Source organism: Acuticoccus mangrovi (genome assembly GCF_016411865.1).
Taxonomy (GTDB): domain Bacteria; phylum Pseudomonadota; class Alphaproteobacteria; order Rhizobiales; family Amorphaceae; genus Acuticoccus; species Acuticoccus mangrovi.
The window spans coordinates 113,758-138,625 of sequence record NZ_JAEKJA010000015.1 but is presented as its reverse complement, the minus strand read 5'-3'; the positions used below and the strand labels follow the sequence as shown (position 1 = coordinate 138,625).

Genomic DNA, 24,868 nt, shown 5'->3' with positions numbered 1-24,868 from the left:
GGGCGGCTACTCCTTGGCGCTCTCCTGGCTGGCGTTCTCTTGGGCGAGCTCGATGGCGTCGCCCACCCACTCGCCGTGGGCGCTCTCGGGTCGCTCGGGCACCGTCTGGCTCGGCACTGCCGCGGGCGCTGCGCCCGACGGATTGATGATGTGCAGGTCGCGTTGCGGGAAGGGGATGGTGATCCCGGCCTTGGCGAACCGGCGCCACACGGCCGACAGCACCTCGCTCTTGACGACGAAACCCGAGTAGTTGCCGCGCAGGTCGATATAGTAGCAGACGCGCAGGTTGATGGAGGAATCGGCGAACTCCTCCACCGTCACCATCGGCGCCGGCGAGCGCAGCACGCCTTTGTGCTCCTTCAGGATCTCGTAGACGATCTTGATCGCCTCTTCCGGATCGTTGTCGTAGGCGATCCCCACCGTGAGCAGCACGCGCATCTGGCTGTTGGTGCGCGTCCAGTTGGTGAAGGTGTCCGAGATCAGCGCCGAGTTCGGCACGATGAGGTCGAACTCGTCGAAGGTGGTGAGGCGCATCGAGCGGATGCCGATCTGGCTCACCGTGCCGGAGTTCGCTCCCACCGTCACGATGTCGCCGAGGCGCAACGGGCGCTCCACGAGGAGGAGCAGGCCCGAGATGAAGTTGTTCACGACGTTCTGCAGGCCGAAGCCGATGCCGACGCCGAGGGAGGCGGCGAACACCGTGAGCGTCGTGACGTCGAAGCCGACGGCCGACAGGGTGAGGAGCACGCCGAGCACGATCACCACATACTGGGCGAACACCGAAAGGCTCTGGCGGATGCCGATGTCCTTCAGGTGGCGGAAGATCACCGTGTAGGCGACGCGGCGCGTCCAGGCTGCCGCCCAGAACACGAAGACGAACGCCGCTGTCGCGATCAGCACGTTGCCGATGCTGTAGCCCTGTCCGCCCACGCTGAAGACGGTGGTGCGCCACACCTCGACGAGCTGGCTGATCCCGGGCGTTTCTTGCGACCAGCCGAAGATGTGCGCCGCCACCGCGATCGCGACGAGGGCGAGAAGCACCTGGAGCAGCCGGTTGAGCGGCTGCAGGAAGTTGGAGCGCATGAAGTAGGCGCGCGCCGGGTCCTTCTCGCGGATCGTCTCGGCCATCCCTTCGATGATGTCGTTGAGCACACCGAGGATGAGGGCGAGCGTCGCCGCGATGGCGATGGCGATGCCGAGATTCTCCAGCATGATGTTGGCGAGCTGGGTGTAGCCGGCGAGGCCGGTGACGCCCGTCGCGATGAGGGCGACGGGCGGCAGCAGCGACAGGACGGCGGCGATGAAGCGCCGCGCCTTGCCGTAGGCGCTGTTGCTGCCGGTGTTGGCGAAGACGAACACGAAGAGCAGCATCGGCAGCCCGCTCAGCACGAACACCGAGTAGGCGAGGCGGTCGATGGCGGTCTGCGTCGAGGGCAGCAGCGGCACCTCGTCGAGCACCACGTAGACGAAGACGACGAGCGCCGTCGCCACCATCGCCACCTCGGTGGAGCGGGTGATGATGATGCCGATGCGCCGCTTCCGCCCCTCGGTGGAGTGGGCGACGATGACCTGCGTCAGGTCGCGCAGCAGCGCCGCCGCGGCGGGGATGATCAGGAGCGTGAAGACCGACACCGCCGTCGACCGCGAGATCGCGAAGGTGGCGCAGAAGATGCCCCACACCGCCGCCGGAAACAGCCAGAAGAGGTTGCGCCTCAGGACCTCGATGGGGACCTCGGTGGCCCGCGTCGCGCGCGAGGCGACGAAGCGGCGCAGCACGCGTTGGCGCAGCCACAGGGTGAGGGCGAGGACGACGAGGAGGGCTCCGGCGAGCACGGCGAAGCGCTCGTTGTCGGCGACCACGATCGCCGTCTCGACCTCGGCGACGCGGGCCGAGTAGATGCGTGTCAGCTCGCTCGGAATGTCGGCGATCTCGGCGGCGATGCGGTCGCGGGCGCCGCGGTCGGTGCGCGCCACCTCGCGCTGGAGGAGGGCGGCCCGCTGACGCGCCGCGCGCTCCTTCACCAGCGCGTCGCGCACCGACAGGAGCCGGTCCTGCAGCTCGCCGATTTCGCGGTCCTGCGTCTCGAGGAGCCGGCGCAGCGCCTGGATGCGGTTGGTTTGGCCCGTCGCGGCCTGCTGCAGGTTACCGGGCTCGGTGAGGAAGCGGTTGAAGTCCTGCAGCGCCGTCTGATTGTCGGAGATGATGGAGCGACGCGCGCCGAGGTCGTCGGAGGCATCGTCCACCGCGCCGATCGCCTCGTTGAACAGGCGGATCGGCACGGCCGGCTCGTCGATCATCGGCCGCACGCCGTCGATGACGTTCTGCGCCTCCACGATCACGATGTCGGTGAGGCGCGCGGTGGAGCGCAACAGGAGCTCGTCGGAGCGCAGGCGCAGCAGGTTGCGCCGCTCGACGGCGGCCGGCGTCGAGGTCTCGATGCTGGCCGCGTCGTTGGAAAGCTGCATCGCGGTGCGCGAGAGCTGGGTCACGAGATCGCGCAGCCGGGCGATGATCGGGTCGGCCTTGCCCCCCTCCGACCCGGTGATCGCGTCGAGGCTGATCTCGCTCTGCAGGATCTGCAGCTCTTCCTGGCGCAGATAGAGATATTCGGCCGACAGCTCGCGGAAGCGCGTGAGCTTGCCGATCATGTCGTTCTCGATGTCGCGCAGGCGCGAGCGCCAGTCGAGGGCGGCCTCTTCGACGACGCGCTTCAGCGTGTCCGCCGCGCCCGTGTTGCTCGACGTGAGGCGGATGATCTCGGCGTTGAGGTCCCCCATCATCGCCATCTGCTCGCTCAGCCTGTGGTCGAGCGTGGAAAGGCGCGTGCGGGCGATGTCCACCTCGAACTTCGCCTGGCGCAGCTCGGCAAAGGTCACCGGCTCGCGGACGTCGGCGACGTCGAGCGCGTCGGCGAGGCGCTGGTTCTCCGCCGCGCGCTGCTCGATCGCGATGTCGAGATTGCGCGCGTCACGCTGCGCCTCGGCCACCGAGCGGCGCAGCTTCACGAGGTCGACGTCCTGCGCGGCCGCTGCGCCGGCGAACGTCAGCGTGGCTGCGACAACGGCGGCGCCGATCAGTCGAAGAAAGAGAAAAATGCACGAGATACGCGGCATACAAGGCTCGTCACGCTTTTCGGGTCGTCGCTCTGCGACGGGAACGTCGGGCGTTGCCGCCCGCTCACGATGGTGTCGGCTTGAGGCGCGGGCAGCACGGCGTATAAGACGCTGCGCCTGAGGAGACAATAAGCGGGGTCGCGGCGTGCGCCGGCGGCCGCCGATCCGGGTCGCAGGCCATCGTGCCTCGGCATCAGCTGACTGCCATCGAAGGGAAGTGTTCATGCGTTTCGTTCTGGCGGCCGTGCTCTTCGTCATTGCCGGGGGGGTGGCACGGGCCGATTCTCTCACTCTCGTGTGTCTCGATGTGGGCCGTGCCGTGGCGGCGTGCCGGGATTCGGCGGCCCGCTTCGAGGAGGCGACCGGCCACACCGTGCGCGTGGTGTCGGCCGACGCCACGGACCGGCGCGCGCTCGAGCGATACCGGGCGCTCTTTTCCGTATCGAGCCCGCGGATCGACGTGATTCAGTTTCCCGATGCCTGGGCGCCGGCCCTCACCAGCGACCTTTCGACACTCGCCAACGAAGCGGACCCCCGAGCGGCGCTGCCGGCCGTGAGCGACGTCGCCGTCAGCACCGGCCGGGTGGTCGGGCTGCCGCAGCACATGGCGATCACGCTGTTGTTCCTGCGCTCCGATCAGATCAGCGAAGGGCCGGAGGCGTGGACGCAGCTGCGCGAGAGCCTGCTGCAGGCGCCGGGGGAGGAGGCGAGCAAGCTCGCCTTCGGCGGTGCCGGCGCCTCGCTCTTTCCCCTCTTCGTCGACTGGGCCTACAGCTTCGGCGCCAAGGGGCTCGACGACGAGCCGCGCATGCTCGTGGCGTTACAGGCGCTCAACGACACCGTCGGGGTGATCACCTCCGCCGCGGCGACGAGCACCACGGGCAGCGAGGCGCTCGCCGAGTTCACCGGCGGCGGCAGCGCGGCGCTGCTCGCTCGCTCCACGGCGCTGCCGAGCCTCGTCGGCTCGCCGATCGCCGACGTGATGTCGATACTCCTGCGCCCGCCGGCGGAGGATGCCGCCGACGCGGAGGCGATCATGGCGACCACCTGGTTCGTCGGCGTGTCGCGCCACTCGGCCAACCAGGAGAGCGCCAAGGCGCTCGCGACCTTCCTCGCCTCGCCGGACGAGCAGCGCCTCGCCGCGATCGACCACGGCCTCGCCCCGACCCGTCCCGCCCTCTACGACGACGAGGAGCTGCTCGCGGTGAGCCCCGTCTTCGCCACGATCGCGAGCCACATGAATAGGCTGGTGCCGCCGCCGGTGCGCCGCTTCGGGATCGCCTATCTCGATCTCGCCGATCAGGTGGCGGACGCGGTGCGGGCAATGGTGCGCGGCGAAGTCAAGGCCGACGCGACGATGAAGATCATCCTGGATCAGGTCGCGCAGGCCGAGCGCGAGGCGATGTGAGGGGCGGGCCGATGAGGGGATCGATGCGGACGCTGACCGCTCTATTGGCCGTCGCTCTGATCGCGACGCCGCCGATGGCGCTCGCCGACGACGAAGCGGCCCCCACCGCCGTGACGTCGCCAGCCGTGACGCCGTCCGCTGGGACGCCGACCGCTGGGACGCCGACCGTGCCGGCCGACGGTGTAGCCGAGCCCATAGCCCCGGCTCCCGCGGGCGAGGCGTCGGCGGAAGAGGAGGGGGACACGGCCGATCCCACCGCGGTGGTGCCGAGCGCCCCGTCCACGGCGGATGCCGAGGCGGTCGATCCGCCGTCCACCACCGCCTCCGACGAGGGGGAGGCCGCCGCGACCGCCCCCGCCCCGAGCGGCGCGCCGGCCGTGACCACCGAGGCGGCGAGCGAAGCGACGCCATCCGCCGTCGGCGAGGCCGCGAGCGGAACGACGCCGGCGACCGCGGACGAGGCGGCGGCGACCACGCCGTCCGCGGTCGATGGGCCGACGGCTGCGCCGGCGGTGGCGCTCGAAGAGACGCCGCTCCAGGACGAGGACGACGGTGCGGCGGGCACGGCGGCGGCATCGCCCGCGGCGCCCGCGGCAGGCGAGACGCCCGCCGCCACGCCGGCCGAGGCGGTGCCGACGGCCCCGTCGCCCGCCGCCGCGGCAGCGGCCGCCGCCTTGGGTCTCGGCCTCACGCCGACGACCTCGGCCGCGGCGACCACGTCGCTCTCCTACCGGATCGGCGTGCTCGACGACGCGCCGCCCTTCTCATCCGCCGGACGTTTCGGCGTGCGCGCCGGCTTCGACGTCGACGTCGCCCGCGCGCTCTGCTCGATCATGGATGCGACCTGCCAGCTCGTGCCGCTCGCCGCCGACGACGTGCTCTCCGCCCTGCGCGAGCGGCGCATCGACGCCGCCGTCGCCGCGCTCGCCCGCAACCAGCAGCTCACCGACGAGGTCGACTTCACCGACCCCTATGTCCGCCTGTCGATGCGCTACGTCGTGCCGAAGGCCGCCGTGAACGACCTCGAGGCGGAGGACCGCGCCGTCTATGCCGCCGTGAGCGGGACCCCGCAGGCGGACTATCTGATCTCGACGTTCCGTCCGCCCAACACGGTGTGGCTCTATCCGAATTCGGAAGGCATGTGGGTCGATCTCGCTCTCCACCGGCTCGACGCGGTGTTGGCGCCGGCCTTGACGGCGCAGCGCGAGTTCCTGTCGACGCCGCTCGGCGAGCCGTTCCGCTTCGCCACCTCCGCGCAACGCACCATGGAGCTCTCGCGCGGCGCCGCCATCGCCGTGCGCAAGGGCGACGACCAGCTGCGCGAACGGCTGAACAGGGCGATCCAGTCGCTTCTGAGGAGCCCGAGCTACGGCGAGATCCTCACCCGTCACCTCGACACGGAATTCGCGAGCACGCCTTTGTCGGAGCAACCGGAGACGGCGAGCGGGGGTTGACTTTCCGCGGAACGTCGCGGCGGCGATTTGCGTTGGTGATTCGTTCCGGCGGAACGGATGTCGACCGCTCCGCCCGTCAGCGAAGGATCGACCGCCATGGTGAAACGCGCGACCCGGAAGGATCCCGGCCCCACCGTCAAGGACGACGACACCTACGAAGCGCTTCGCCGCGACGGCGCAAGCAAGGAGAAGGCCGCCCGCATCGCCAACGCCAAGGCGCGCGGCGACAAGCCTTTCAAGCGCGGCGGCAAGGCGCCCCCCTACGAGGAGTGGACCCGCGACGCGCTCTACGACCGCGCCCGCGAGATCGGCATCGACGGCCGCTCCAAGATGAAAAAGGGCGAGCTCGTCGACGCCCTGCGCAACCACTGAGGCCGCCATGGCGCCGCGCGCCTATTGGAAGGGCCACATCCGCCTCGCCCTCGTCTCCTTCCCCATCCGCCTCTATGCGGCGGTGACGTCGACGGACCGCATCTCGCTCCACCGCATCCACCGCGAGAGCGGGGAGAGGGTGCGCCAGCAAAATGTCGTGCCGGACGAGGGGCCGGTCGACCGCGACGACATCGTGATGGGCTACGAGTACGAGCGCGGCAAATACGTCCCGATCGAGGACGAGGAGCTCGACGCGCTCGACATCGAATCGATGCACACCGTCGACCTCACCCACTTCGTCGACCTCGCCGACATCGACCCGATCTACTTCGATCGCCCCTATTTCGTGACGCCCGACGGAGCGATCGCCACCGAGGCGTTCGTCACCATCCGCGACGCGCTGCGGGGGGCGAAGAAGGTGGCGCTCGGCCAGATCGTGCTCGCAAAGCGGGAGCGGATCGTGGCGATCCAGCCATGCGGCCGTGGCCTCCTTCTCGAAACCCTGCGCTGGGCCGACGAGGTGCGCGAGGCGGACACCTATTTCGACGACATCGAGGAGGTGAAGGCCTCCAAGGACCAGGTGGAGATGGCCGAGCAGCTCATCACCGCCCGCGCCGGGGAGTTCGACCCGGATTCCTTCGTCGACCGCTACCAGGAGGAGCTGCGCGCCCTGATCGACAAGAAGCTGAAGGGCAAGCGCGTGGCGGCGCCGAAGGGCGGCAAGGACGGCGGTGCGTCGAACGTCGTCAACCTCATGGATGCGCTCAAGGCGAGCCTCGAGGACGGGTCGGGCTCGAAGAAGGGCAAGTCGGCCCGCCGCTCCGGCGCGTCCTCGTCGAAGGCCTCGGCGGGCGCGAGCGGTGGCAAGACGGCGAGCCGCGATGCCAAGACGCCGGCGAAGTCCTCCGGCGGGCGGACGCGGCAGGCGAGAAGCGCCTAGGTGTCCGGCGTTGATGTGTCCCGCGTCGATGTGTCCGGCCTCGATCGATACCGCAGCAAGCGCGACTTCGATCGCACCTCCGAGCCTCGCCCGAAGCGGGGCCGCCGCTCCGCCGGCCTGCCGCGCTTCGTGGTGCAGAAGCACGACGCGAGCCGCCTCCACTACGACTTCCGCCTCGAGCACGACGGCGTCCTGAAGTCGTGGGCGGTGACGCGCGGGCCGAGCCTCGACCCCGCCGACAAGCGCCTCGCGGTGGAGACGGAGGACCACCCGCTCGATTATGCGGGCTTCGAAGGCACCATTCCGGCCGATGCCTACGGGGGTGGCACGGTGATGGTGTGGGACGAGGGCACCTGGGAGATGGCCGACGGCAAGGATGCCGCCGACGGCCTCGCCGCCGGCTCGCTGTCGTTCGTGCTCCACGGCGAGCGCCTCAAGGGGCGCTGGCATCTGGAGCGGATGAAGCCCGAGAAGGGGCGCCCGCCCCAATGGCTCCTCATCAAGGTGGACGACGAGGAGGCTCGGCGGACGGGGCGCGCCGTCACCGAGCGCTTCACCCGCTCCGTCGTCACCCGTCGCACCCTCGCCGAGATCGCGAGGAGTGCCGACCCCGACCCTGATGCCGGGAAGGACAGGAAGAACGGGGCGCCCGACCAAGCCGGCAAGGATCGACGGAGGAACGCGGAGCGCCCCGCCGAGCGCGCGGCGAAGTCTTCTCCCGCGGTGCCGCGCTTCGTGGCGCCGGCCCTTTGCCGCAGCCGCAAGAGCGTGCCGAGAGGCAAGGGTTGGCTCGCCGAGGTGAAGTATGACGGCTACCGCATGATCCTGCGCGCCGCCGAGGGGCGGGTCGCGCTCCTCACCCGCACCGGCAAGGACTGGACGGACCGATTTCCCGCGATCGCCGACGAGGCCGGCCGCCTCGCCGAGCGCGGCGTGATGCTCGACGGCGAGGTGGTGGTGTTCGACGATGCCGGCCGGTCCGATTTCGGCGCGCTCCAGCGCAGTCTCCGTGATGGGGCCGACGGCGCGGTCTACGTCGCCTTCGACGCCCTCTTCGTCGACGGCGAGGATCTGCGCGAGGAGCCGATCGAGACGCGCAAGCAGCGTCTTACCGCGCTCGTCGAAGGTTTGGGGCGGATCCGCTACGGCGATCACGTCGCCGACAAGCAGGAGGCTCTTTTCGCCCATGCCGAAGCGCTGGGGCTCGAAGGGATCATCGCCAAGAAGGCGGGAAGCCCCTATCGCTCCGGCCGCCATGACGGCTGGGTGAAGGTGCGGGCGGTACGCGAGGCCCCCTTCGTCGTCGGCGCCTACACGGTGGGCGAGAATGGTGGCCTCGGCGCCCTCGTGGTCGGCGCCCATGCGGGCGACCGGCTCGTGCCGTGCGGTCGCGTCGGCACGGGCTTTTCGGCGAGCGATGCGAAGCGCCTGCTCGCCGCGCTTCGGGAGCGCGCCACCCGGCGCTCACCCTTCGCGCAGAAGCTGACGGGGCGGGGGAACCGCTTCGTGCGGCCGGACCTTGTCGTCGACGTCGCCTATCTCGCGATGACCGACGAGGGCATGCTGCGTCATGCGGTGTTTGTCGGCGAAAGTGGCGTTCCGGCGCAGGAGGTGAGCCTTCCCTCCGACCATCCGGCGACCGAGACCGACCGGGTCGCCGCTTCCCCCGCGCGCCGCTCCGCCGGCCGGCCGGACGGCGCGGCAAACAAGGAGACGCCGATGGCGACCACCGTGTTCGACGTCCCCCTCAGCCACCCCGACAAGGTGCTCTATCCGGAGCAGAACGTGACCAAGGCGGCGCTTGCCGCCCACTACGAGCGGCACATGGCGCTCCTCCTGCCGCACGTCGCGGGTCGGCCGCTGACGCTCGTACGCTGTCCGCAGGGGCGGGCCAAGGCGTGCTTCTACCAGCGTCACCCCGAAGGGCTGCCCGAGCGCATGGCCCGCGACATCGGCGAGGACGACGGCCTCGCGATCGTCGCCGAAGAGCCCGCCGACATCATCGAGCTCGTGCAGCGGGGCGTTCTGGAGATCCACGTGCGGGGGGCGCGGGTCGATCGGCCGGAGCGGCCCGACCGGCTGGTCTTCGATCTCGATCCGGGCGAGGGGGTCGCCTTCGCCGCGGTGCGCGACGCCGCCTTCGTGCTGCGCGAGCGCCTCGCGGATATGGACCTTGCCGCGTTCGTGAAGACCACCGGCGGCAAGGGGCTCCACGTCATGGTGCCGATCGAGCGCCGGGTGGAGTGGGCCGAGGCGAAGGCCTGGACGCGCTGGGTCGCCGCCGGCCTCGCCGGGGATTTTCCCGACCGCTACCTCATCAACATGAGCAAGGCGAAGCGGAAGGGGCGCATCTTCATCGACTATCTGCGCAACGACCTGAAGGCGTCGGCGGTTGCCCCCTATTCGACCCGCGCGCGCGAAGGGGCGCCCTTCGCCGGCCCCCTGACGTGGGAGGCCCTCGAAAAGCTCGAGACGCCTGCCCCATTCCATGTGGGCGACACCCTGACGCAGGACTCGTGGAAGGATGTCGGCGCGGTGCGACAGCGATTGCGCGGGAAAGATGTGAAGACGGCGGTGAACGCCAGCTGAACCGAACCGCCCGTTCATGCGTTTACGTATGACAGGAATATAATCGGATGGTGGTCATGCTGGGCGTTGAGAATTCTCTTTTCGTCGAGGCCATTCCAGCGGTCCGCCCGGCCCGACATCAGAAGGTCGAGATCGAAGGGCGGCTCATCGCCGTGTCGAACCGCGTCGCGCGGCCCTCCGAGGGGGTGTCGCCCGGCGGCCTCGCCTCGGCGCTCAGCGACGCGCTGACGGCCCAAGGCGGCACCTGGCTCGGCTGGTCGGGCAAGACGATCGCCGACGGGACCGAGCCCGACGTCACCGCCACCACCGTCGACGACGTCGTCTACAGCCTCCTCGACCTTCCCGCCGACGACTATCGCGGCTTCTACGAGGGATACGCCAACGCCTTTCTGTGGCCCGTCTTCCACGGCCGCTCCGACCTCGCGGTGCACCGCCCCGCCGAGTTCCGCGCCTACGCGGCGGTCAACCGGGCCTATGCGGAGGCGACCGCCCGCATCGCCGGGCCCGACGATCTCGTCTGGGTGCACGACTATCACTTCCTGCTTCTCGGCAAAATGCTGCGGGAGGCGGGCGTCGGGTCGACGCTCGGCCTGTTTCTCCACATTCCGGTTCCCGAGCCCGCCGCCTTTCGCGCGGTTCCCGAAGCGCGCCGGCTCGCCGAGGCGCTGATGCACTTCGACACCATCGGCGTGCAGACCGCGCGGGACGCCGCGCGCCTCGCCGAAGCCGTCGCCGGGCTGGGGGAGGGGGTGGTGCTCAACCGGCCGGGCGTGATCGAGGTGCGCGCGTTCGGCGAGCGGGTGCGCATCAAGGCGCTGCCCATCGGCATCGACGTCGGCGCCCTGCGGGGCGAGCTCTACGCCCCGACGCCGCCGGAGGTGCGCGCCTATCTCGACGGTCTCGGCGGCCGCCGCGCCATCCTCGGCGTCGACCGGCTCGACTATTCGAAGGGGCTGCCGGAAAAGCTCGCCGCGTTCGGCGCCTTCCTCGCGGCCGACCCCGCGCGGGCGGACGAGGTGGTGCTGACTCAGATCGCACCGATCTCGCGGGGCTCGGTCTCGGCCTATGCCCACCTCCGGCAGGAGGTGGAGGCGCTCGCGGGGCGCATCAACGGCGAGTTCGGCTCGCTCTCGCGCCATCCGCTGCAGCTTCTGACGCGACCCTACGGGCGGCGTGCGGTCGCCCACCTCATGGCCCACGCCGACGTCGGGCTGGTGACGCCGCTCGCCGACGGCATGAACCTCGTCGCCAAGGAGTTCGTCGCGGCCCAGGACGTCGACGACCCCGGCGTGCTCGTCCTCTCCCGTTTCGCCGGCGCGGCGGAGGCGATGGAGGCCGCCCTCGTCGTCGACCCGCGCGATGCGGACGGCTTGGCGAGTGCCATCGAGCGGGCCCTCGCGATGCCGCTGCGGGAGCGGCGCGAGCGGCACCGCGCGCTCATCGCGAGCGTCGCGCGAGACGACGTCGGCCACTGGACCACCCAATGTCTCGAAGAGCTGATCGCCGCGGGCTGACGGGGATCCGATAGGAAGCGCTGCGGCCCGCCACGTCGCCCGCCGCTGCCGCCGCCGCCGGCGAGGTCGTTCGCCGCATCACTGCGCAGCGTGGGCGGCCGGGGCATCCACTCCGCCGGGCGACGCCTCTCGCTCTCGCCCGACGATCGCCCCCGAGACGCCGCACACGCCGGCGGGACCGCATCGGGGAACCCGGCGGCGCTCGTTCTCGTGCCGCCCGTCGCTGCGAGCGTTTCCGGCGCCGCCAGCCGCTGCGACGTGTCGTGGAGGTGGGCGGCGACGGTCGCGGCAAGTGTCGGGCGGAAGGGCGCTCGTCGCAGCCATCGGCAATCGTCGGTCGCAATCGGCGTGATCCTCGCGTCTTGTCGGCGTTCGGCGTTGCCTATGGCGCGGGCTCGAACTACCACGCCATCGGTGGCGGCGCGGCCGTCCGGGTGCTGATCGCTCTCGCCATGCGGGCGGCGATTCGGCTCGACCCCGCAGGCGCGCCCGCACGAGGTGGCCGATCCCGGCTTTGAGCGCGTCGTGGTGCGCCTCATCCATGCCGGAGCGGGGGGCCTTGCCCTGGTTTGACCGGCGACACGCACCGGCCGGCCAAACCGGGGGATCGAACGACGGGTGCGCAGCGGGGGTCTATGTTCTTCAACAAGCGGCGCGCGAAGGCCGAGGCGGCGGGCGCGCCGGAAGAGCGCAGCGTGCCCGAGCAGGCTGCCGTCCAGAGCGTGTCGGCCGCCCTTGCCGCACCCGAAGGGGCCCCTTTCCGCGTCGTCGCCGCATGGCACGACCGGCTCCTGATCGCGGCGCCCCCGGGCCTGCGGCTCGGCCTCGACGAGCGACCCTTCCTCCCCGTCGGCACGCGCCTTGCCGACGTCGATCTTCTCTCCGACCCCGCCGGCGAGGATGTCGCCACCCATTGGCGCACCTACCTCGACGGCGGCCACGCCGTGCTCGGCCGGGACGTCGCGCCCGACTGGCAGCTCGCCGACGGCCACACCCTCTTCATGCGGGTGAACGTCGCGGCGCGCGCCTCGCTGAAACCCGTCGACATCGCCTATCGCGACCCCGAGCTCGGCGAGGCGCTGCCGGTCGCCTCCCGCAAGGTCCGCTGGCGCGGCCTCTTCGCCGCCCATCGCGGGGTGCTCGAGGTGCGCGTGGAGTTCTACGACGCGAGCGACCGCTATGTCGGGGCCGCGCCGACGCCGGTGCCCGAAGCCTTCGGCGGCCGCCATCCCGACGGCTACAGCCACCTTGCGGCGACCGTCGACGTGCCGCCGGGTGCCGTCGCCCTGCGCTTCAAGATCACCCTCACGCCGCTCGCGGGGGCGGAGGAGGCCTACGCCTTCTTCGCCGGGCTGAAGCTTGCCGAGGGCGACGGTGTGCGGCCTGTCGCCCGCCGCCTCACCCCGCTCGGGCCGCTGCTCCAGGGTCTCGGCAACGGCGATCTCCTGTTGATGGAGGCGCCGCTTCCTCAGCCTTCGCGCGGCGCGCCACCGATGCCGCTGGTGGTCCGTGCCGGCCGCGAGCGGTATCCGATCGGCGAGCGCCGCGCCCTCGACGGGGTCGGGCGCATCGCGATGGAGGGGCGCATCGTCACCGCCGACGCCGGACGCTGGGCGGGCGAGGCGGTGGTGCTCGCCGACGGCCGCGCCGTCGCCGAAATGGTCAGCGCGCCGTCCGCGGAGGCGACGGGCTGCGTGGTGGAGGACCTCACCGCCCTTTTCGACGGGCGGAGCCATCGCCTCGAGCTCGTCAGCGAGGCGGGCCGCCTCGCGGTGGGCTTTGCGAGCGCGCCCGCCCACGCGACACCGTGGACGCGCATCGCGGAGGAGGTGGTGCCGCCGCTGCCGGGCTTCGGCTCGCCGCTCGCCGAGCACCGCTATCGCGCGCTCCTCGCCCACGCGCGTGCCGCCGCCAAGGCGCCGCTCGACCCCTGGCTCGTCGCCCATCTGCCGGCGCTCCACGACGCCCTCGTGGCGGGTCCGCAGCAGGTCGAACCCTTCCCCCTGCGCTTTCCCCAGCACGAAACGCCGGCCGTCTCGGTGGTGATCCCGGTGCACGACGGCTACGGCCTCACCTTCATCGCCCTCGCCGCGCTCCTCTTCGCGCCGGTCGAGGCGACGTTCGAGGTGATCGTGGCGGACGACGGCTCCGCCGACGGCACCGCCGGGGCGCTCGCCGCGCACGAGGGGCTAAGGGTGGTGAGGCACGACCACTCGACGGGCTTCCTGCGCGCCGCCAATGCCGGCGCTGCGAAGGCGCGCGGTCGCCACATCCTCTTCCTCAACAACGACACCGAAGTCACGGCGGGATGGCTCGACGCGCTCCTTGCCGCGATGGACGCCTTTCCGGGAACGGGCATCGTCGGCCCCAAGGTGATCTATCCCGACGGCGCCCTGCAGGATGCGGGCGGCTCGATCGACCACAACGGCGATCCGACGATGGTCGGGCGCGGCGGCAACCCCTTCGACCCCCGCTATTCCTATGGGCGCGAGGTCGACTACGTGTCCGGCGCCGCCCTCCTCGTCGACGCCGCGCTGTGGCGCGCCGTCGGCGGCTTCTCCGAGATCTACGCGCCGGCTTATTTCGAGGACGTCGATCTCTGCTTCAAGGCGCGCGAGGCGGGGCGGCGGGTGCGCTACGCGCCGGGCGCGGTGGTGGTTCATTCGGAGGGCGGCTCGCACGGCGTCGACGAGAGCGCCGGCATCAAGCGCCACCAGGCGCTCAACGCGCCCGTCTTCAAGCGGACCTGGGCGCATCGGCGGCCGCCGGAGCTACCGGCCTGGGCCGCCCACGACCGCAACGTGACGGCGCGCGTCCTCTTCGTCCTCATCGAGCTGCCACGCACCGACGTCGATGCCGGCAGCGTGGCGGCGGAGGAGGAGATCCGCCTCATCCAGGCCCTCGGCGCCAAGGTCACGCTGCTGCCGCGCTCGATGGAGTATCTGCCGCGCTACGCGGAAGCGATGCAGGCGATGGGGGTGGAGGTGATCCACGCCCCCTTCGCCACATCCATGGAAGCCTTCCTGGAGGCGCGGGGGAGGGAGTTCGACGCCGTCTACGTCACCCGCTTCCAGGTGGCGGAGGCGCTGCTTCCGGCCATCGAGCGCTATGCGCCGGACGCCAAGATCCTCCTCAACCTCGCCGATCTCCAGTTCCTGCGCGAGTTGCGCGGCGCGACGCAGTCGGGCGACGCGGCGGCTCTGGAGGCGGCCCGCGCCACCCGTGCCCGCGAGCTCGCGGCGATGCGCTGCGCCGACGCGGTCTTGAGCTATTCCGACGTCGAGGCGTCGGTGGTGTTCTCCCACACCGGCCCGGAGGTGGCGGTGGTGAAGGCGCCCTGGGTGCAGCGGGTGCAGCCCTTGCCAGCACCGTTCGCGGGACGGGCGGGGCTCGCCTTCCTCGGCAACTACCACCATCCGCCCAACGTGGAGGCGGTCCGCTGGTTCGCCGCCGAGGTCGCGCCGCGCCTCGCCGAGCGGCGGCCCGACGTCGCCTTCACGGCCTACGGCGCCTACGCCCAGGAGGCGCTTGCGGGCATCGACGGCATCGTGGTGGGAGGCCACGTCGCCGATCTTCAGGCGATGTTCGACCGCCATCGCCTCTTCGTCGCCCCGCTGCGCAGTGGCGCGGGGGTGAAGGGCAAGGTGTTCCAGGCGATGGCGGCGGGGATCCCCTCGGTGCTCTCCGCGGTGGCCGCCGAAGGGATCGCGATCACGCCGGGGCGCGAGGCGCTGGTCGCCGACGAGCCGGCCGACATCGTCGCCGCCATCCTGTCGATCTACGACGATCCCGCCCGCTGGCAGGCGGTGGCGGATGCGGCGCGCCGCCTCATCGAGACGCGTTACGGGGTGGAGCAGGGCGTTGCCGAGATGCGTGCCGCCTTCGAGGCGGCCGGCCTCTTCCTGCCCGATCGGACCGAGGGACCTTCCGGCGCCGCCGAGCCCGCGCCCTGAGCGGAGCCCTCAGCTGCGCGGCGCCGCCGTCACGCGGGCGATGAAGCTTGCGAGCGGCTCGCCCGCCGTCGCGCCCATCGCCGTGGCGGCGGCGTTCATATGGCTGATCACGCCGTCCTCGTAGGTGGAGGCGCCGTCGCCGATCTTGGCGCTGGCGCAGTCGACGCAGACGGCGGCGATGCCGCGGGCCTGCAGCGCCGGTAGGCGGGAGACGCCCGCATCCTCGAGCCCCACCCCCGCGTCGTTGAAGGCGAGGAGGGCGGCGTCGGCCTTGCTCGCGGTCGCCGGATCGTCGCCGACGACGCCGCCATGGGAGGCGGTGACGACGATCCACCCGTCGTCCTCGCCGGGCCGGATCAGCGAGGCGGAGTCGCAGATCGCGAGATGCCAGCCGTTGATCGTCTCCTCGTGGCGGTGCTCGGCGTCGGCGTCGGCGCGCGGGCGCATCGGCAGCGGGGCGCCCGCGAGCCGGTCCGCCGCCTCCGCCGCCGTCATCCCGGGCTCGATCCCGAGGCGTTCGGCCGACGGGTTGACGAACGTCACGCGGCCGCGGGCGAGCGCGTCCTCGGCGTTGCCGATCCGGCAGGTGGTGTGGCCGAGCGCCGCCGCCGCCATGCCGGACGCCTCGCACACGTCGAGGCCGGCGATGCCGGCGTCCTCGCGCCCGACGCCGGCGTCGTTGAGAAGGATGCCCCTCAGCCCCGCCTCGACCGCGAGGAGCCCGGCATAGGCCCCCCCGTGCGAGCCGCACACGACGACGCGTCCGGCGGCTCCCTTCAGCTTGGTGACGGTATGGGCGAGGAGGGGCGCTTCCATGGGCAGACTCTTGTTGTGGGCAGACTCTTGTCGCGGACGGGGTCCGGCGGTCTCTTGACCAACTGGTACGACCAGATACCATTCGGAAAAACAATACAACATCCCAAGGAAACGCCGCGTGTCGCCCCTTCATCTTCCGATCCCGTCCGCCATCACGCGATGACGGCGAACGTGGACGTCGCGCGTCTGCGCGATCAGTTCCGCCGCATGAACGAGATCCGTGCCTTCGAGCTCGAAGCCATCGAGGCGGCGAAGGACGGTCGGGTTCTGGGCGCGATTCATCCCTCGATCGGTCAGGAGGCCGTGGCGGTCGGCATCGTCGGCAACCTGCGGCGCGACGATCGGCTGCTCTCCACCCACCGCGGCCACGGCCACACCCTCGCCAAGGGGGCCGAGCCGCGCGCGATGATGTGCGAGCTGTTCGGCCGCGTCGGCGGCAACTGCGGCGGCAAGGGCGGCTCCATGCACATCGCCGACTTCGGCGTCGGCATGCTGGGGGCGAACGGGGTGGTGTCGGCGAACATCACCATCGCCTCCGGCGCCGCCCACGCCATCAAGCTGCTCGGTGACGACCGCATCGTCTGCTGTCTGTTCGGCGACGGGGCGATCAACCGCGGCCCGTTCCTCGAAGGCCTCAACTGGGCGAAGGTGTTCGCCCTGCCGGTGCTCTTCGTGTGCGAGGACAACGACTGGGCGGCGACCACGCGCACCCGCGCGATGACGGCCGGTGAGGGCGCCAAGGCGCGGGCCGAAAGCCTCGGAATCGCCGCCGAGCGGGTCGACGGCAACGACGTGGGGGCGGTCGACGAGCTCGCCCGCGAGGCGATCGCGCGGGTGCGCGGCGGGGAGGGACCGTTCCTGATCCACGCCGTCACCTTCCGCCACACCGGCCACACCTCGGCCGACCCCGGGGCCTACCGGCCGGCCGAGGAGGTGGCGCGCCGCATCGCCGAGGAAGACCCGATCGCCCGGGCGCGGGCGCATCTCGAGCTCGCCGGCGTCGCCGCCGCCGATCTCGACGCCGACGTCGCGCAGGTCGCCCGCGCGATGGCCGAGGACGCCGCCTTCGCCTCCGCCCAGCCCTATCCGGACGCCGACGGCGCCTTCGACGACGTGCAGGACGTGGGCTCGCCCCGCGTCATGGCCTTTTGAGGAGCGGCGCGATGACGACCTATATCGAAGCCGGCAAGCGGGCCGTCGCCGAGGCGATGGAGGCCGATCCGACGGTGTGGTGCCTCGGCGAGGACCTCGGCCGCGGCGGCGTGTTCGGCCAATACAAGGGGCTCGTGGAGCGCTTCGGGCCCGGGCGGGTGTCGGATGCGCCGATCTCGGAGGCCGCCATCATGGGGGTCGCCTGCGGTGCGGCGATGACCGGAACGCGGCCGGTGGTGGAGATGCGCTTCAGCGACTTCGCCCTCTGCGCCGTCGACGAACTCGTGAACCAGGCGGCGAAGGCCCGCTTCATGTTCGGCGGCCAGTCCAAGGTGCCGATCACCGTGCGCGAGCCGATCGGCATGTGGCGCTCCTCCGCCGCCCAGCACTCGCAGTCGCTGGAGGCCTGGTACACCCACATTCCCGGCCTCGTCGTCGTCTGCCCGGCGACGCCGGCCGACAACTACAGCCTCCTCCTCGCCGCGATCCGGTGCGACGACCCCGTCGTCTACATGGAGCACAAGAATCTGTGGCCCCTCGAAGGCGAGGTGCCGCAGGAGGCGGAGGCCGATCCGCTCGGCAAGGCGCGGGTGATGGTGGCGGGCAGCGACGTCACCATCGTGTCCTGGTCGGCATGCGTTCACGAGGCGGCGAAGGCCGCGGAGGAGCTGGCGCGCGAGGGCATCGGCGCCGAGGTGATCGACCTGCGCACCCTGTGGCCGTGGGACAAGGAGGCGGTGCTCGCCTCGGTCGCCAAGACCGGGCGCTGTCTCGTCGCCCACGAGGCGGTGGCGGTGGCGGGCTTCGGCGCGGAGATCGCCGCGACGGTCGCCGAGCACGCGGTGCTGAAGTCGCCGATCGCCCGGCTCGGATCGCCACGCGCGCCGATCGCCTACGCGCCCACCATGGAAAACGTCCTGCGCGTCACCGCCGACAAGATCGCCGAACGGGTGCGCACGATGACGGGAGTCAAGGCGGTCGCCTGACCAATGTCATTGTGTCGCATGCGGCGAACGGGCTAGAAGCGAGTGAGAGGCCGATCAACGGTCCGACAAAAGAATAGGGCGGAGGAAATCCCTTGTTGAAGCAGTCTCTTGCGGCGCTGGCCGCGCTCGGCCTCGCGACGTCCGCGCAGGCCACCGACCTCGTGATGCAGTCGATCTACGCCGGCACTCTGCCGCTCCTCGGCGACACCGGACGCGAGCTGGGCGAGCGCGTCTCGACCCTGACCAACGGCGAATTGAACATCGAGTTCAACGATCCGGGCGCCATCGTCGCCTCCAACGAAATCTGGGACGCGGTGTCGACGGGCGCCGTCGACGCGGGCTGGTACTCGCCGGGCTTCGCCCAGGGCATCATCCCCGCCGCCGGCCTCTTCACCGCGCCGCCCTTCGGGCCGGACGTGAAGGAATATACCGCCTGGTGGTATTATGGCGGAGGCCGGGAGCTGTGGAACGAGATCGGCGGGCGCTACGACATCCATTCCGTGCTCTGCACCATCCTGGTGCCGGAGGCGTCGGGCTGGTTCCGCAAGCCCATCGAGAAGGTGGAGGACCTTCAGGGCCTCAAGATGCGCATCTTCGGCCTCGGGGCGCGGGTGATGCAGAAGCTCGGCGTGCAGGCGCAGTCGCTGCCGCCGGCCGACACGATGACGGCGCTGCGGCTCGGCACCATCGATTCGGCGGAGATGTCGTTCCCCGCCATCGACCTCAATCTCGAGCTCAACACCTACGCCGACAACTACTACTTCCCCGGCTGGCACCAGCAGACGAGCCTCATCACCTTCATCATCAACACCGACGTGTGGGCGGGGCTGTCGAAGCGCGACCAGGCCGCGATCGAGGAGGTGTGCGCGGCCAACGTGGCGCTGACGAGCGCGCGCGGGGAATCGATGCAGCTGGAGCCGATGGCGACCCTGCGTGAGAAGGGCGTGACGTTCCACAAGTGGAACGACGAGATGCTCGACGCCTTCCGCGGCGCCTGGCTCGAAGTCGCCGCCGAGATGTCCGCCGAGGACGAGGACTTCGCCCGCGCCTGGAAGAGCCTCCAGGACTTCCACGAGAAGTATGCCGACTGGGCCGACTACGGCTACCTGAAGTAGGCGGCAGGTGACCATCGTGCTGCGCATCTCATGCCGGGCGGCGAGGCCGGGCGTCCACGCGAGCCGACGAGCCCCATGATGCGCAGCGCACTGACCGTTGCGGCGTGGCTCTCGTGGCCATGCCGCATCTTCGCCTTCCTGTGCGGTTGCCTGCTCTTCGTGCTCGCCGCCGTGATCATCTACGACGTCATCGGCCGCCGCTTCTTCGCCACCGGCTCCTTCATGCTGCAGGAGCTCGAATGGCATCTGCACGGCGCCATCGCCGTGCTCGCCTTCGGCTACGCCTACCTGAAGGACGCGCACGTGCGTATCGACGTGTTCTCCACCTCCTTCTCCGGCCGCACCCGGCTGCGGATCGAGATTGCGGCGATCGTCCTCTTCCTCATCCCCTTCATGGTCTTCGTGACGATCTACGGCACCGAGTTCGCCTGGCGCGCCTTCGTCCGCGGCGAGGGGTCGACCGGCGGCGTCGGCCTGCCGGAGCGCTGGATCATCAAGTCGGCGGTGCCGCTGTCGGCGGTGCTCGCGATGCTCGGCGGGGTGGCGGTGGCCTTGCGTGCCTACGTGGCGCTGAAGCGGCCCGATCTCCTCGCCGACCCGTTCGAGCGAGACGCCTCGGAAGGCTTCGTGGAGACCGGCCCGCACGCCGACCGTCCCGCCACCCCCGAAAGGCGGCCGTGATGCCCGAAATGCTCGACGGGGCGCTTCCCGGCCTGATGTTCGCCACCCTCGTGGTGGGCCTCTTCTCCGGCGCGCCGGTGGCGATCATGCTGATGGGCATCTCGCTCGTCTTCGGCATCATCGCCATCGCGACGGGGGAGATGCGCCTCGTCCACGCGACGCTGATCCCCAACCGCATCTTCGGCGGCACCATCGAGAACCCGGTGCTCGTGGCGGCGCCGATGTTCATCTTCATGGGCCTCGTCATGGAGCGAACGCGGATCGCGGAGGATCTGCTTCTCACGCTGCAGCGCCTCTTGCGCGTGGTGCCGGGCGGGCTCGGTCTCGCGGTGGTGCTGATGGGCACGATCCTCGCCGCGGCGACCGGCATCATCGGCGCGTCGGTGGTGATGCTCACCGTGCTCGCCCTGCCCACCATGGTGGCGGGCGGCTACCGGCCCTCGCTCGCGGCGGGCACGGTGGCCTCCGCCGGCACCCTCGGCATTCTCATCCCGCCCTCGATCATGCTCGTCTTCATGGGCGACCTGCTGTCGGTCTCGATCGGGCATCTCTTCGTGGCGGCGCTGGTGCCGGGGCTGCTGCTGTCGGTGCTCTACGTCCTCTTCATCACCGGCTATGCGGCGTTGCGGCCGGAGGTCGCCCCCAAGGCGCCGCCGCCACCGCCGGAGGAGCGCAAAGGCCTCCTGAAGGACACCGTCGTCGCCCTCGTGGTGCCGTTTCTCCTCATCATCCTGGTGCTCGGCTCGATCCTCGGCGGTTTCGCCACACCCACGGAGGCCTCCGGCGTCGGGGCGGTGGGGGCGCTCCTCATCGGGCTGGTGCGCGGCCGGCTGAACCGCAAGGTGCTCTTCCAGAGCGCCGACGGCTCGGTGCGCACCCTCGCCATGCTGTTCTTCATCTTCGTGGGGGCGACGGCGTTTTCCTACATCTTCCGAAAGGTCGGCGGCGACAGCTTCCTGGTGGAGACCGCCCAGGCGCTCAATGTCGGCGACTGGGGGCTGCTCCTCGCCATGATGGCGATGATCTTCGCCATGGGCTTCTTCTTCGACTGGATCGAGATCACGCTCATCGTGCTGCCGATCTTCGCGCCGCTCGTCGCCGGCATGGACCTCGGCGACCACGTGGCGCGCGGCGACCTCGTCTACTGGTTCGCGGTCCTCGTGGCGGTGAACCTGCAAACGAGCTTCCTCACGCCCCCCTTCGGCTTCGCTCTCTTCTATCTGAAGGGCGCGGCCGGGGACGTGGTGTCGATGGGAGCGATCTACCGAGGCATCATCCCGTTCGTGCTGCTGCAGCTCCTCGTGCTCGCCCTCGCGCTCCTCTTCCCCGAGATCGTGCTGTGGCTGCCCGGGACGATGACACAATGAGCGGGGAGGGGCGGGTGCCGGAACGTCTTTCGGGAAAGCGCGTGGTGGTGTTCGGGGCGGGCTCGGTCGGGCCCGGCTGGGGCAACGGCAAGGCCGCTGCGGTGGTGTTCGCCCGCGAAGGGGCGAAGGTCGTCGCCGTCGACGTCAACGAGGCCGCGGCCAAGGAGACCGTCGACATCATCGTCGGGGAGGGCGGCGAGGCCGTCGCCGTCGCGGCCGACGTGCGGCGGGAGGAGGACGTCGCCCGCGTCGTCGACCTCGCCGAGACGCGGTTCGGCGGGCTCGACGTGGTGCACTACAACGTTGGCGTCAGCCGGCCGGGCGGCGTGGAGGAGACGAGCCTCGATGACTGGTCGGCGGTGTTCGCGATCAACGTCGACGCCGCCCTCCTCGCGGCGCGGGCGGCGCTGCCGGCGATGCGGCGCGCGGGCGGCGGGGCGTTCGTGTTCATCTCCTCCGTCGCCGCCGTCGCCTCCGGCGGCTACGCCTACGTCTCCTACGAGGCCTCGAAGGCGGCGCTCAATCGCCTGTCGCAGACGATCGCCGTCGCCCATGCCGCCGAGGGCATCCGCTCCAACGTCATCATGCCGGGCCTCATCGACACGCCGCACGTGGCGGCTATGATCGCGGGGCGGGCGACCGCGGCGCAGGATCTCGCCGCACGTCGTGCCGCCGCTCCGCCCATGAAACGTCAGGGGAGCGCCTTCGACGTCGCCCACGCGGCGGCCTTCCTCGCCTCCGACGCCGCCCGATACATCACCGGCGTGGCTTTGCCCGTCGACGGTGGCCTCACACTCACGGTACCCGCAGCATGATCGCCATCGCGCCCCCCTTCGAACCCCTTCCGGTGCCGCGAACCGCCATTGTCACGGGTGGTGCCGGCGCCCTCGGCTTCGCCATCGCCCAGCGGCTTGCCGCGGCGGGGCGGCGCGTCGCCCTCTTCGACCGCGGCGCCAACGTCGCCGAGATGGCGGCGGCCCTGCCCGACGCCGCCGCCTTCCGCTGCGACGTTTCCGAGGCCGATGCACTGCGCCGCGCCTATCACGAGACGGTGCATCTGATGGGACCGCCGGGCGTCGTCATCCACGCCGCCGGCTACGCCTCCGTCGCGCCTTTTCTCGACACCGACCTCAACAATTTCGAGACCTCGCTGACCGTCAACCTCACCGCCGGCTTTCTGCTCTATCAGCTCGCTGCGCGCGACCTCGTCGCGATGGGGGCGGGCGGGCGCTTCGTGTCCATCACCTCGATCTCCGGCGCCCGGGCCGGGTTCGGCCGCGTCGCCTACGGTACGGCGAAGGCGGGGCTCATCCACCTCACCGCCCAGATGGCGCTGGAGCTCGGCCCCTACGGGATCACCGCCAACGCCGTGGGTCCGGGCCCGGTGGACACGCCGATGTCGCGCGCCGGCCATACCGCCGAAATGCGCGCCGACTACGTCCGCACCATCCCGATGGCCCGCTATGGCGAGGAGCGCGAGACCGCCCATGCGGTCGCTTTCCTCGCCTCCGACGAGGCGAGCTACGTCACCGGCCAGACCCTCTTCGTCGACGGCGGCTACATGGCCTCAGGAATGGGGGTCACCATCGCCCAGAACGCGGCCGCCGTCCGTCGCCCGGCGCCGAGCAAGAAGGATCCCACGTGACCAACGAGATGACCGGCGGCGAGGCGCTCGCCCAGATGATCAAGGCGGCCGAAGGCGGCCCGATGTTCGGCATGGGCGGCTTCCAGCTCCTGCCCTTCTACGACGCGGCCCGCCGCCTCGGCCTCGATCATCACCTCATCAACGACGAGCGCTGCGCCGTCTTCCTCGCCGATGCCTACGCCAAGGTGTCGGGTCGGGTGGGGCTCGCCGACGCGACGCTCGGCCCGGGCGCGACCAACCTCGTGACGGGCCTCGTCGAGGCGCTCAACGCGGGCAGTCCGCTCGTCGTGATCGTGGGCGACGCCAACCGCGACCACGCCGGCAAGAACATGACGCAGGAGACCGATCAGGCGGCGATCCTGAAGCCCGCGGTGAAGGCCTTCCTGCGTCTCGAATCGGTCGCCCGCATTCCGGAGATGATGCGGCGCGCCTTCGAGATCGCCACCACGGGTCGCCCCGGCCCGGTGGTGGTGGACGTGCCGGAGGACATCGCCCACGGCACCCACGGCTTCGAGGAGGGGGCGTTCCACGTCGACCCGATCTTTGCGAGTGTGCCGGCCCTGCGCTGCCGGCCCGACGCCGATGCGCTCGACGAGGCCGCCGCGATCCTCGCGCGCGCCGAGCGGCCGATGGTCCTCGCCGGTGGCGGCGTGCACCTTTCCGGCGCCGCCGAGGTCCTGACGCGCTTTGCCGAGGAGAACGGCATCCCCGTCGCCCATACGATGACGGGCAAGGGGGCGATCCCTTGCACCCACCCGATGTCGGCGGGCCTCTTCGGCCGCTACGACCGCATCGCCAACGATCTCATCGCCGTGTCCGACGCGCTTCTCGTCGTGGGCTGCAAGCTCGGCGAGATCGCCACCAAGCGCTACATCGTGCCGCCGACCGACCGCACCATCATCCACCTCGACATCGTGGCGGAGGAGATGGGGCGCACCTTCGAGCCCACGGTGCGGCTCTGGGGCGACGCGCGGGCGGGCCTTCAGGATCTCGCGGCGGCTCTGTCGCCGGGCGCGGGTGAGGCGAAGGCGCGGCGCGCCGCCTACCATGCCGAGATCGCCGACAAGATGGCCGCCTGGCGCAAGGAGGCCGCCCCCCGCTACGACAGCGAGGAGGTGCCGATCGGCATGGGCCGGCTGATCCGCGACATGCGCGCCGAGCTTCCCGACGACGGCATCTTCATCGCCGACGGCGGGTTCGCGGCGCACTGGGGTGGCCTGCTCTTCGACACGCGCCTGCCGGGTCGGGCCTATGTGCCGGACCGCGGCTTCGCCTCGATCGGCTACGGTCTGCCCGGGGCGATGGGGGCGAAGCTCGCCGCGCCCGGGCGCACCGTGGTGGCGCTGACGGGCGACGGCGGCTTCAACATGACGCTCGGCGAGCTCGAGACGGCGATCCGCATGCGCCTCGCCGTCACCATCGTGGTGGTGAACAACGCCGCATCGGGCTACGTGAAGGCGCTGCAGCACCTGATGTACGGCGAGGGGTCCTACCAGTCCTCGGACCTCCACGAGACGGACTATGCCGCCGTCGCCCGGGCGATGGGCGCGGCGGGCATCCGCGTCACCGAGCCCGACGCGCTGCCGGCGGCGTTCCGCGAGGCCTTCGCCCGCACCGACGGGCCGACCGTGCTCGACGTGGTGGTGACGCGCGACGCGGGCAAGATGCTGCCCGCCGCCGACAGCCGCGCGGTGAAGGTGAAGAAGGGCGACCGCGTCGCCTGAGGCCCGGACCGGGCGAGGGTGAGCCGGGCGAGGGGGGC

The 24,868-nt window shown here is 71.0% G+C and carries 17 protein-coding genes; 15 read left to right on the top strand and 2 right to left on the bottom strand.

Annotation, left to right across the window (positions count from 1 at the left end; genetic code table 11):
* Positions 1-6 precede the first annotated feature (6 nt).
* A complete protein-coding gene (locus tag JCR33_RS17130; protein ID WP_198883336.1) occupies positions 7-3,114 on the bottom strand; it encodes a mechanosensitive ion channel domain-containing protein in 3,108 nt (1,035 codons plus the stop codon).
* 223 nt (positions 3,115-3,337) lie between these two features.
* Here JCR33_RS17130 and JCR33_RS17125 point away from each other — a divergent pair, with 223 nt between their 5' ends.
* From JCR33_RS17125 to JCR33_RS17095, 7 genes are all read left to right on the top strand, one after another.
* Complete coding sequence (locus JCR33_RS17125) at positions 3,338-4,522, top strand: extracellular solute-binding protein (RefSeq protein ID WP_198883335.1); 1,185 nt, start codon at positions 3,338-3,340, stop codon at positions 4,520-4,522.
* 23 nt (positions 4,523-4,545) lie between these two features.
* Positions 4,546-5,976, top strand: a complete 1,431-nt coding sequence (locus tag JCR33_RS17120; RefSeq protein ID WP_198883334.1) for a transporter substrate-binding domain-containing protein — start codon at positions 4,546-4,548, stop codon at positions 5,974-5,976.
* Between the two features lie 96 nt (positions 5,977-6,072).
* On the top strand, positions 6,073-6,348 hold the full coding sequence (locus JCR33_RS17115; RefSeq protein WP_198883333.1) for a DUF7218 family protein: 276 nt from the start codon (positions 6,073-6,075) through the stop codon (positions 6,346-6,348).
* A 7-nt stretch (positions 6,349-6,355) separates the two neighbouring features.
* Positions 6,356-7,288, top strand: coding sequence for a non-homologous end joining protein Ku (gene ku, locus JCR33_RS17110; RefSeq protein WP_198883332.1), 933 nt, complete (start codon positions 6,356-6,358; stop codon positions 7,286-7,288).
* Positions 7,289-9,877, top strand: a complete 2,589-nt coding sequence (ligD, locus tag JCR33_RS17105) for a DNA ligase D (protein WP_198883331.1) — start codon at positions 7,289-7,291, stop codon at positions 9,875-9,877. It begins immediately after the preceding gene.
* Between the two features lie 56 nt (positions 9,878-9,933).
* Positions 9,934-11,391 carry an alpha,alpha-trehalose-phosphate synthase (UDP-forming) gene (locus JCR33_RS17100; protein WP_198883330.1) on the top strand — a complete coding sequence of 486 codons (1,458 nt, stop codon included), beginning with the start codon at positions 9,934-9,936 and terminating at the stop codon, positions 11,389-11,391.
* A 635-nt stretch (positions 11,392-12,026) separates the two neighbouring features.
* A complete protein-coding gene (locus JCR33_RS17095) occupies positions 12,027-15,344 on the top strand; it encodes a glycosyltransferase (RefSeq protein ID WP_198883329.1) in 3,318 nt (1,105 codons plus the stop codon).
* Positions 15,345-15,353: 9 nt separating this feature from the next.
* On the opposite strand, the gene JCR33_RS17090 is transcribed toward JCR33_RS17095, so the two are convergent.
* Complete coding sequence (locus JCR33_RS17090) at positions 15,354-16,160, bottom strand: hypothetical protein (RefSeq protein WP_198883328.1); 807 nt, start codon at positions 16,158-16,160, stop codon at positions 15,354-15,356.
* A gap of 171 nt (positions 16,161-16,331) precedes the next feature.
* On the opposite strand from JCR33_RS17090, the gene JCR33_RS17085 reads away from it, so the two are divergent.
* The 8 genes from JCR33_RS17085 to JCR33_RS17050 all read left to right on the top strand — a co-directional run bounded on the left by JCR33_RS17085 (position 16,332) and on the right by JCR33_RS17050 (position 24,830).
* Positions 16,332-17,312, top strand: coding sequence for a thiamine pyrophosphate-dependent dehydrogenase E1 component subunit alpha (locus JCR33_RS17085; protein WP_211110367.1), 981 nt, complete (start codon positions 16,332-16,334; stop codon positions 17,310-17,312).
* Positions 17,313-17,323: 11 nt separating this feature from the next.
* Positions 17,324-18,298, top strand: a complete 975-nt coding sequence (locus JCR33_RS17080) for an alpha-ketoacid dehydrogenase subunit beta (RefSeq protein ID WP_198883326.1) — start codon at positions 17,324-17,326, stop codon at positions 18,296-18,298.
* Positions 18,299-18,393: 95 nt separating this feature from the next.
* Positions 18,394-19,413 (top strand): TRAP transporter substrate-binding protein, encoded by a 1,020-nt coding sequence (locus JCR33_RS17075; RefSeq protein WP_211110366.1) that lies wholly within the window; start codon positions 18,394-18,396, stop codon positions 19,411-19,413.
* A gap of 78 nt (positions 19,414-19,491) precedes the next feature.
* The gene (locus JCR33_RS17070; protein ID WP_198883325.1) at positions 19,492-20,094 is read left to right on the top strand and encodes a TRAP transporter small permease subunit; all 603 of its coding nucleotides are present in this window, start codon (positions 19,492-19,494) and stop codon (positions 20,092-20,094) included.
* Positions 20,094-21,461: a TRAP transporter large permease gene (locus tag JCR33_RS17065; protein ID WP_198883324.1), complete on the top strand. Its 1,368-nt coding sequence runs from the start codon at positions 20,094-20,096 to the stop codon at positions 21,459-21,461. Before JCR33_RS17070 ends, JCR33_RS17065 begins: the two co-directional genes overlap by 1 nt.
* Positions 21,462-21,475: 14 nt before the next feature.
* Positions 21,476-22,276 carry an SDR family NAD(P)-dependent oxidoreductase gene (locus tag JCR33_RS17060; protein ID WP_198883323.1) on the top strand — a complete coding sequence of 267 codons (801 nt, stop codon included), beginning with the start codon at positions 21,476-21,478 and terminating at the stop codon, positions 22,274-22,276.
* Positions 22,273-23,106 carry an SDR family NAD(P)-dependent oxidoreductase gene (locus JCR33_RS17055; RefSeq protein WP_198883322.1) on the top strand — a complete coding sequence of 278 codons (834 nt, stop codon included), beginning with the start codon at positions 22,273-22,275 and terminating at the stop codon, positions 23,104-23,106. The genes JCR33_RS17060 and JCR33_RS17055 overlap by 4 nt, the downstream gene beginning before the upstream one ends.
* Entirely contained in the window at positions 23,103-24,830 is a 1,728-nt protein-coding gene (locus JCR33_RS17050) for a thiamine pyrophosphate-binding protein (RefSeq protein WP_211110364.1), read from the top strand. The genes JCR33_RS17055 and JCR33_RS17050 overlap by 4 nt, the downstream gene beginning before the upstream one ends.
* Positions 24,831-24,868: the final 38 nt, after the last annotated feature.

What these genes read in the sequence shown, in the direction of transcription:
- JCR33_RS17130 (WP_198883336.1), bottom strand. Translation starts at nt 3,114, where the DNA reads ATGCCGCGTATCTCGTGCATTTTTCTCTTTCTTCGACTGATCGGCGCC.
- JCR33_RS17125 (WP_198883335.1), top strand. Translation starts at nt 3,338, where the DNA reads ATGCGTTTCGTTCTGGCGGCCGTGCTCTTCGTCATTGCCGGGGGGGTG.
- JCR33_RS17120 (WP_198883334.1), top strand. Translation starts at nt 4,546, where the DNA reads ATGCGGACGCTGACCGCTCTATTGGCCGTCGCTCTGATCGCGACGCCG.
- JCR33_RS17115 (WP_198883333.1), top strand. Translation starts at nt 6,073, where the DNA reads ATGGTGAAACGCGCGACCCGGAAGGATCCCGGCCCCACCGTCAAGGAC.
- ku (WP_198883332.1), top strand. Translation starts at nt 6,356, where the DNA reads ATGGCGCCGCGCGCCTATTGGAAGGGCCACATCCGCCTCGCCCTCGTC.
- JCR33_RS17100 (WP_198883330.1), top strand. Translation starts at nt 9,934, where the DNA reads ATGCTGGGCGTTGAGAATTCTCTTTTCGTCGAGGCCATTCCAGCGGTC.
- JCR33_RS17095 (WP_198883329.1), top strand. Translation starts at nt 12,027, where the DNA reads ATGTTCTTCAACAAGCGGCGCGCGAAGGCCGAGGCGGCGGGCGCGCCG.
- JCR33_RS17090 (WP_198883328.1), bottom strand. Translation starts at nt 16,160, where the DNA reads ATGGAAGCGCCCCTCCTCGCCCATACCGTCACCAAGCTGAAGGGAGCC.
- JCR33_RS17080 (WP_198883326.1), top strand. Translation starts at nt 17,324, where the DNA reads ATGACGACCTATATCGAAGCCGGCAAGCGGGCCGTCGCCGAGGCGATG.
- JCR33_RS17070 (WP_198883325.1), top strand. Translation starts at nt 19,492, where the DNA reads ATGCGCAGCGCACTGACCGTTGCGGCGTGGCTCTCGTGGCCATGCCGC.
- JCR33_RS17065 (WP_198883324.1), top strand. Translation starts at nt 20,094, where the DNA reads ATGCCCGAAATGCTCGACGGGGCGCTTCCCGGCCTGATGTTCGCCACC.
- JCR33_RS17055 (WP_198883322.1), top strand. Translation starts at nt 22,273, where the DNA reads ATGATCGCCATCGCGCCCCCCTTCGAACCCCTTCCGGTGCCGCGAACC.